The organism is Halobacillus seohaensis, assembly GCF_042663045.1.
GTDB lineage: Bacteria > Bacillota > Bacilli > Bacillales > Halobacillaceae > Halobacillus_A > Halobacillus_A seohaensis.
Window position 1 is genome coordinate 1 of sequence record NZ_JBHSZV010000052.1, and the last position, 7,346, is coordinate 7,346.

Below are 7,346 nucleotides of genomic sequence, written 5' to 3' on the forward strand. Positions count from 1 at the left end.
ATGAACGACTTCCTCCGTCTGTTCTTTCGAAGATCCGTACATCTCTACATTTGGTTCTTTTTTTTCTTTCTCTAGCTCTTTTTTAGTCTCCTGAACGGCTGTTCTATCACTAAGTTGAGTCATGCTTTTCTGCAGGAGCTGTGATTGGGTCATGCTTTTTCTAACATCCACCTTCAACAACTCCCCATTTTATCTGGTTACTTTTTATATCGGCTGAAAGTACGAAATGTTAATGTCGAAAGCTGTTCATTTATTTGACAAGTTTTTAAATTACATTCTATCTCAATGGATATGAGAAAGTAACTGTCTTCAAAGGGGGTTTCAGTCCATTTTAACTCTTCTATTCTCTCACAGTTAACATCATTTCTAACACGGTAATCAGGAATTTCTATCACTTCATCAAATTTTGTTTTCCCCCATTAAAAAATTTCATGTATAAGGATAACAAATATGGGCTTTCATTATTGGCTCAATTATAAAATGATACAGTTACTGAATTTAGTATAAAAGATCACTCCCTATATTCGAAGTCTTCTGCTCTAACGGAAGAGAAAAATTCCCACATACATAAAAAAGCCATTTCCCATAGAAGGAGACAGCGTAATACCTGCATTTTCTAATTTCACTTTTTCTTTTCTCTGATTTGTTGCTTAGAAAGAAGCGGTAATAAATTATCAAAAATATGAGTATCCCCTTCATGAATTGAGAAACCACCATAGTATTGATTTCCCTTTCGACCCTCTTGGAATTTAATCATTTGTTTATATATATCATTGGCTAACTGATGTTCACCCACTTCCAAACAATACATAATCGTAATTCCATAGATAGCTGGCGATTGATAGTCGACGGCGGGTTGTTTGGTATTTCTATTATACACACCATATATAATTCCGTTTTTATCCATTTCTGATTTGATAAATTGTAAAAATTCTTCAGAACCCATCCCAAACTCTGCCTGATGTAAGGCGATTAACGCTTGATCAACCAAATTAATATCGTCATCATACTGATATTTTTTCTCCTCCACGTTATAAGCCTTAGGGTAAAAACCATTATCTAGTGGCGCGTTAGATAATACGGAGATAGTGGAATCTACAAGATTTGGAGGAAGGTGCAACTCACTTTCAATATGTTTTAATCCTTTTGCATCAATATAAGATAAAGTAATGAACTCGCTGGCGTATTTGTCTTCGCGTTCATAAAAGTCAGTAAATACTCCTTTATTTACATTATATTCTTCAACATAGTCTATAATAATCGATGCTGTTCCTTTATATCTTTTATCGTTCCATTGATCGCTAGCTTTAAGTAGAATGCTTGCAAGACGAAGATCATCGATAAGTGCATTAGTAGATACCTCACTGTTTCCCTTCTCATTTAATTTCCAGTTCACAAATCCATCTTTTTTCACAAAGTATTGATGTAACAATTGATAAGATTTATCAAACAGGACTTGATCATCTTTTTCAAAGGCGTATTGCATCCATAATCCTATAGTTTCAGATAACACTTCTCTTCCTTTTACTAGATCCTCGTCAACAGTTTCCCCTTCTAAGATGTATGTAGCTAATGTTCCATTTTCATTCTTTAGCCACTTATGAATAAAATCCTCCGTGATCAAAGGGTCATGCTTACTTGGCAAAGTCGTAACATACCAGATCAATATAACAACTAGAATCAACAGGATTATGATTAAGTTAACGTATACTTTATTCACCCCCTTACCTCCCAATACTAGCATCATGATTTTACAATGATTGTCGCTTTTTAATGTTTTCCTTTTTTAATTAAGATGTTCTTTTGGCATTCGTTTTTTCTACAGCCACTTGTTCCTTTTGATTGAACCGTTGCGTTTTGTACCATTTGACTTCTTGTTTAAATATTATTCTCTTCATTTCCAAGAAGGTTGCATACACAACAAGACAAACCCATAACTGAGAATACGTAAAGTACATAATTAATACTGTTAAAACGTTTTTGATGGTCAACTGTTGCTTTTCCATACTAAGAGCTAGCAATACTTCCGTCACAAACAATAAAAAACCTGTAACTAGCAGTACATAAGATACGAAACCAATCGTTAACTCCAAGTCAACGAATAAACTTGTGATAAAAATCGCATGAGAAATAAGGATTCCAATGAAAAAAAATATATAGGTAAATAAAAAGTAAAAGAGATCAAGTCCTATTTTTTTATTTTTCAACTTAGAGAATCTCAGCAGATATTTTCCAATAACGTATTCATTCCCCCGTGCCCACCTCGTTCTCTGTTTCCACCAAACCTTCAAGTTTTCCGGTTCTTGTTCCCACGTAACAGCTGCTGGAAAGAAACGTATATAGTAACCTAGATTGTATACTCGAAAACTTAGTTCTGTATCCTCAGATAATGCTTTTTCATCCCATCCTCCTAATTCATCCAGAATCGAACGTCGAATGGCAAAGTTAGTGCCTGGTATAGTCGTCATCTTGAACCAATACCATCTCCCTGCTTGTGCCAACCACTGAAAAGTTAATGTTTCTATATTTATAAAACGAGTAAGGAGATTTTTATTTGCGTTAATAACCCTGAACTTCCCAACAATCGCCCCTGCTTTTTTATCTTTATTTAAACCTAACGCTAAATGATATATAGAATCGGGTTCTGGGGTATTATCAGCATCATAAACAGCGATAACTTCTCCTGTGGAATGTTTTAATCCCTGATTTAAGGCACCAGACTTCCCTTTCCCGGCGTTTGGTGGCTTCGTATGGACTGCTTTGATAAAAGTGTACTTTTTTGCATACTCTTCAACAATTTCTCCCGTAGAATCACTAGAATTATCATTTATTATAATAACTTCCAATTTTTCTTTCGGATAATGAAGTTTAATCATTGATTTTAACGTGTTTTCAATCACCATATCTTCATTATGAGCTGGAATTAAAATGCTGAATGTTGGCATTTTCCCAGGATTTTCATCCCACTTCTCTTTTGTTTTTAAATACTTCAAGTAGTGAAGATATCCTCCTTGCATTAGAAACATGTGATAAAACAACATAAACCAAATGATAAAAAGAGATATATACATAAAAAGTTCAGCCACTAAATATTACCCTCCTTCTATTTGTTTTCTTCTGGATCGCTGATATACCGTATATATACTGAATAGAACAACTGCCGTTAGCCCAATTCCTGCTATCCCCCATGTCACTATTTGAATAAATCTTTTCAAATGATAAACGGCAAAATCCACCGAAGTTGTCATTAGCCCGCTTTGGTTAATGTCTGTTGATATATTTCCATTTTCAGTCGTAATAACGATGTTTTCTGCTTGGGTCGTATTCTCTATTTCTTTTAAATCAATCCAATCAATGTTTGGAATTTGTTCCATTTCCTTTATCAACTTCTTAAATTCTGAAACGCCTAGATAAGGGTGGTAAAATCCACTAACCATACCTCCATCAAAAATTTGATAGTACTTTGCTTTTTCTATCATCGTGTCAATTGCTTGATTATCCTTTGGTTTCACATAGCCAATCGTTTCAGGGAGAAGTCGCATTCCATTTAAGAAGCTTGGTTTAGATACTGATGGTGTTGTATCCATTGTTCTCCAATCCTTGTCGCTAAGTTGAACTTGTCCAACATAAGTAGAAAAAAAATCAGACGTCACTTCATATCCATTTTGTGACATCGTATAGTGAGGGGCCTCAAAAGCTAACGGATACAATCCAAAGTTGGTAAGCTCTTGAATCCCTATTGTCAACCTTTTCTCTATATACTCCCTTTCAAATGCTTTGTTTTCGTCCATAAACTCCACATACTCTTCTTGGTTGTTAAAGTCTTGTTTTGTTCTAAGATCCGGCTTTTCATTTTGTTCATGGTATATTGGCATATCATTTTCCACGTCCCAAAATTCAAAGCCTTCTCCCGTTTCGCTTTTTCTAAATTGGTGTGTATATCCGTGCAATACTACACTTCCACCATTATTTTGCATGTATTTCAAGGCTTTTAATACATCTGGAGAATCATTAAAATGGTACTCTCGCCCAGTCACTGGATTCGTGTAAACAGGAATAACTGCAATCATGTATGGTATATCTTTTTCCTTTAATAATTGGGCTATTTCCATTAAACTATCAGGATCTGCTAATGGGTGAACATCTTCTAAACGAATATAACCGGGAGTGCTGTCTGTTTTTTCAGTTTCAAATACTTCATGCAGTATTTGACTGAAAAAAACTGAAAAAGGAGCTACAAATGATTCAGCAGTATAATAATAATTTTGTTCGTTTTTTACGAATAAAGGCATTTTTTCTGTCTCACTTTTGCCTTCTGCTAAGACTTCTGTGTTTTCATCAATTTCTGTGTTTATAATCTCAGCGGATTCAATATCCAATGCTTTATTCTTTTCTCCTACCACATTTATGTGAGTAATGTTTTCGAAGCCAAGAGTAGTAATAAACGAAAATTTTTCTCCAAGTTGATTCACATTACCTCCCATAGCAATGGTTGGACCTGAAAACGAGTTAATAATCTCAACTGCTTCAGGTGAAATATCTGTAAAGAGTTCAGCGTAATAAAACAAGTGGGTAACATCTTCTACATCTTCCATTGTTACTTGAGAATCACTTTTAATAGTAATATCATCCGTAAAGTGACCAATCGCCATATCAAGTAAACGTTCGGAGTGCCCCACCTCATCATCAATTGAAGAAAAAATCACTAATGCACTTGCTTCTGGATTTTCCAGTTCTAGTGCTTCGGAAGCATTTGCGTCGTTTTTACCAACAAAAAAACTAAGCATTAACATAACTACAACTGTCACATTTAAAAAACTTTTCTGTGAAAGCTTACAGATATTCATTTAACCCCCCCTGTCATTCGTTATAGTTCTTAATAAAGAACGTAACACATCTTTATTAAGAACACAAAGGTCTTGGTGGTTGTTTTTTCTTTATAAAGAACATTTTAACTCTATTTTTCTTTCATTTTATCGTTTTTACTTATTTTTTAGTATTTTTTGAAAAATAAAGTTCTCAAAAAAGAACATTTTATTATAAAAAAGCCTAATGGTAGACATTTGATTAAAATGTCTACCATTAGGCTTTTTTATTCTTACACTTGAATTCTCTTGAATATAAATACAATAGTTCTTGAATCGGTAGCATGCAACTGGTAGTGTTCTTGATAAAATGGATTTATCGATATATTCACCTTACTTAAAACAGTTACATTCTACCTCAATGGACATGATAAGTATGTAACTGTTTTTTAAGGAAGTCTACTGTCCTATTTAGCTCATTCATTAGTTGTTTCAACGATTCGATTTCTTCCGTAGTCAAATCATGACAAACGCGGTATTCAGCAATTTCTTTCATTTCATGGAGTTTTACATAAGATACGGTCTTGTTCTTTGCTACACTCTAATTGTTACTCTAAGACCTTTGTCTGTTCTAATTGATCCTTATCCTTATCTATGTAGTTCCTTCTAGACAATGCAATTCAGTATAAGAGGAACAAATAATAGGCTACGAATGTGAATTAATGGAAAAGTATTCAATGGGCTACGTTCTTATGATCAAAAGAGCCTCTAGTATAATGATTAGTGCCTCTTTTTCTATAATAATATTATCCTAGTAACTGTAGACGGATTGTGGTTGTTGGTTTGCCTGTGCGAGCATAGACTGAGAAGCTTGGGAAAGGATGTTTGAACGAGTCATTTCCATCATATCTGCAGCCATATCAACTTCACAAATACGAGATTCTGCAGCTGATAAATTCTCAGATGGCATTGTTCAAGTTAGAGATTGTGTGCTCTAAACGGTTTTGACTAGCACCAAGGCTAGAACGTTCAGCAGAAACACTTTCTATAACGTTATTGATTACTGTAACAGCTGCACTTTCGTAGGATGATACATCTAAGGCATACCCTGTTTTTTCGTTATAAGTTCCATCTGTTACACTTTTCACTGCTTTGGAAGCAGCACTTTCAATAACATTCCCATCTTCATCTGTAATTTCTACATCCGCATCATTACCAGTTACTCCAAGAGCTAAAGAACGCATGTCGTTAATTCCAACACCCCTACTTTGTCCTTGATTCGCACCTACTTGGAATGAAGCTTCGAGTGTTCCTGCGCTTGTTAACGCCTCACGACTTACTCAATCAGAAAATGCAATATTGTTCCCCGCTTCTCCGCCTTCTTTGGCTGTTACTTCTAAATGTCCATCAGAAGAATCGCCAACTGACAATGAAACTCCTTCTACTTTATCTACAATCTGATCTACAATTGCAGAAACAACCTCATCGTCATAGGTAGGCGTTCCACATTGATAATTGAACTAAGATTTACAGAAAAGTCAGCTTCACCGTTATATTCTCCGTCATCAACATAATAAAACTCGAATGATTGATCATGTGATCATTTGATACCTTGTCTTACTAGACTCTCAACATCAGAAATAGATGATAGGTCTATTTCTTCACTAGCATAATCATAAGATTCATTAGTTACCAGTCTCTGTCACAGTACTAGTTTCTGCCCAGGTACTTCCCTACGTACAATCGGAATGTGACGCGATGTATCAATTTTTTCTATTTGTGAAAGCAACAACATATAACTTCATTCCTTCGTCACTCCAGTTAGAGAGATTAATTCCTCTCTCGTAACTGTATTAATTAACTAAAAGGGTTAAACAGCGCTTCCTCTGCTTATTATGTTATTGTGTTCATCCAATTAAATTTAAAAAGCCCCTAGAATGAAAGTAGGGGGACGATAATTGCTTATATTATTATACTAATCAAGATGTAACGTACGGTTGAAATGCCTGATCCAATTCACATTTCAACTTCTTGAATTGTGGAATCAGTGTGAATTGCAAAATTTCTTGCACTTCCTCGTATCGTTGCCCTTCTAGTTCTGTAACGACCTGCTCTATGATTTCTTAAACCTTGTTGGTTTGAGCTTCCGGCTACTTCCATATCATTTATATCCGCCAAAACAGAGCGTACGGACTGCTCAATTAATGCAAATCCACCTTCAACATCATCCATCAACTGTAATGCCTCGGGTTGTTTCGTTTCATTAAGCTGCTTTTGAATATGATTTAACCCTTCCAACAACGTCTCTACCAGCTCTATAATCTTCTTGGATCATCATATAATAATAACAAATTCAAATAAAACATTACCCCATCAATTTAACTACTTTAAAGCGATGTATTCTAGATGAGGGCGAGTAGCCTAGATCATCTAAAGTTCATCGCTTTAACGTACCGGGGTCAGACCCCCCAAAATTACATCCCGGACGCTAAGCCACCAATTCGCATATCACTCATATGATCACCTCTTATATTTTGTCGT

The 7,346-nt window shown here is 35.1% G+C and carries 7 protein-coding genes and 1 pseudogene; all 8 read right to left on the bottom strand.

Annotated elements, in window-relative coordinates; translation table 11 throughout:
* Positions 1 to 622 precede the first annotated feature (622 nt).
* Positions 623 to 1,720 carry a glycosyl hydrolase family 8 gene (locus tag ACFQIC_RS18140; protein WP_204709471.1) on the bottom strand — a complete coding sequence of 366 codons (1,098 nt, stop codon included), beginning with the start codon at positions 1,718 to 1,720 and terminating at the stop codon, positions 623 to 625.
* A 70-nt stretch (positions 1,721 to 1,790) separates the two neighbouring features.
* Positions 1,791 to 3,086, bottom strand: coding sequence for a glycosyltransferase family 2 protein (locus ACFQIC_RS18145; protein ID WP_390217597.1), 1,296 nt, complete (start codon positions 3,084 to 3,086; stop codon positions 1,791 to 1,793).
* A 6-nt stretch (positions 3,087 to 3,092) separates the two neighbouring features.
* The gene (locus ACFQIC_RS18150) at positions 3,093 to 4,847 is read right to left on the bottom strand and encodes a DUF2334 domain-containing protein (RefSeq protein ID WP_204709469.1); all 1,755 of its coding nucleotides are present in this window, start codon (positions 4,845 to 4,847) and stop codon (positions 3,093 to 3,095) included.
* Between the two features lie 376 nt (positions 4,848 to 5,223).
* Positions 5,224 to 5,361 carry a hypothetical protein gene (locus ACFQIC_RS18155; RefSeq protein WP_390217599.1) on the bottom strand — a complete coding sequence of 46 codons (138 nt, stop codon included), beginning with the start codon at positions 5,359 to 5,361 and terminating at the stop codon, positions 5,224 to 5,226.
* Positions 5,362 to 5,616: 255 nt separating this feature from the next.
* Positions 5,617 to 5,775: a flagellin gene (locus ACFQIC_RS18160; RefSeq protein WP_390217601.1), complete on the bottom strand. Its 159-nt coding sequence runs from the start codon at positions 5,773 to 5,775 to the stop codon at positions 5,617 to 5,619.
* The gene (locus ACFQIC_RS18165) at positions 5,765 to 6,049 is read right to left on the bottom strand and encodes a flagellin (RefSeq protein WP_390217603.1); all 285 of its coding nucleotides are present in this window, start codon (positions 6,047 to 6,049) and stop codon (positions 5,765 to 5,767) included. The genes ACFQIC_RS18160 and ACFQIC_RS18165 overlap by 11 nt, the downstream gene beginning before the upstream one ends.
* 735 nt (positions 6,050 to 6,784) lie before the next feature.
* A complete protein-coding gene (locus tag ACFQIC_RS21100) occupies positions 6,785 to 6,877 on the bottom strand; it encodes a hypothetical protein (protein ID WP_465260875.1) in 93 nt (30 codons plus the stop codon).
* Between the two features lie 88 nt (positions 6,878 to 6,965).
* A pseudogene (locus tag ACFQIC_RS21105) lies at positions 6,966 to 7,127 on the bottom strand (DUF8042 domain-containing protein); the annotation flags it as partial.
* Positions 7,128 to 7,346: the final 219 nt, after the last annotated feature.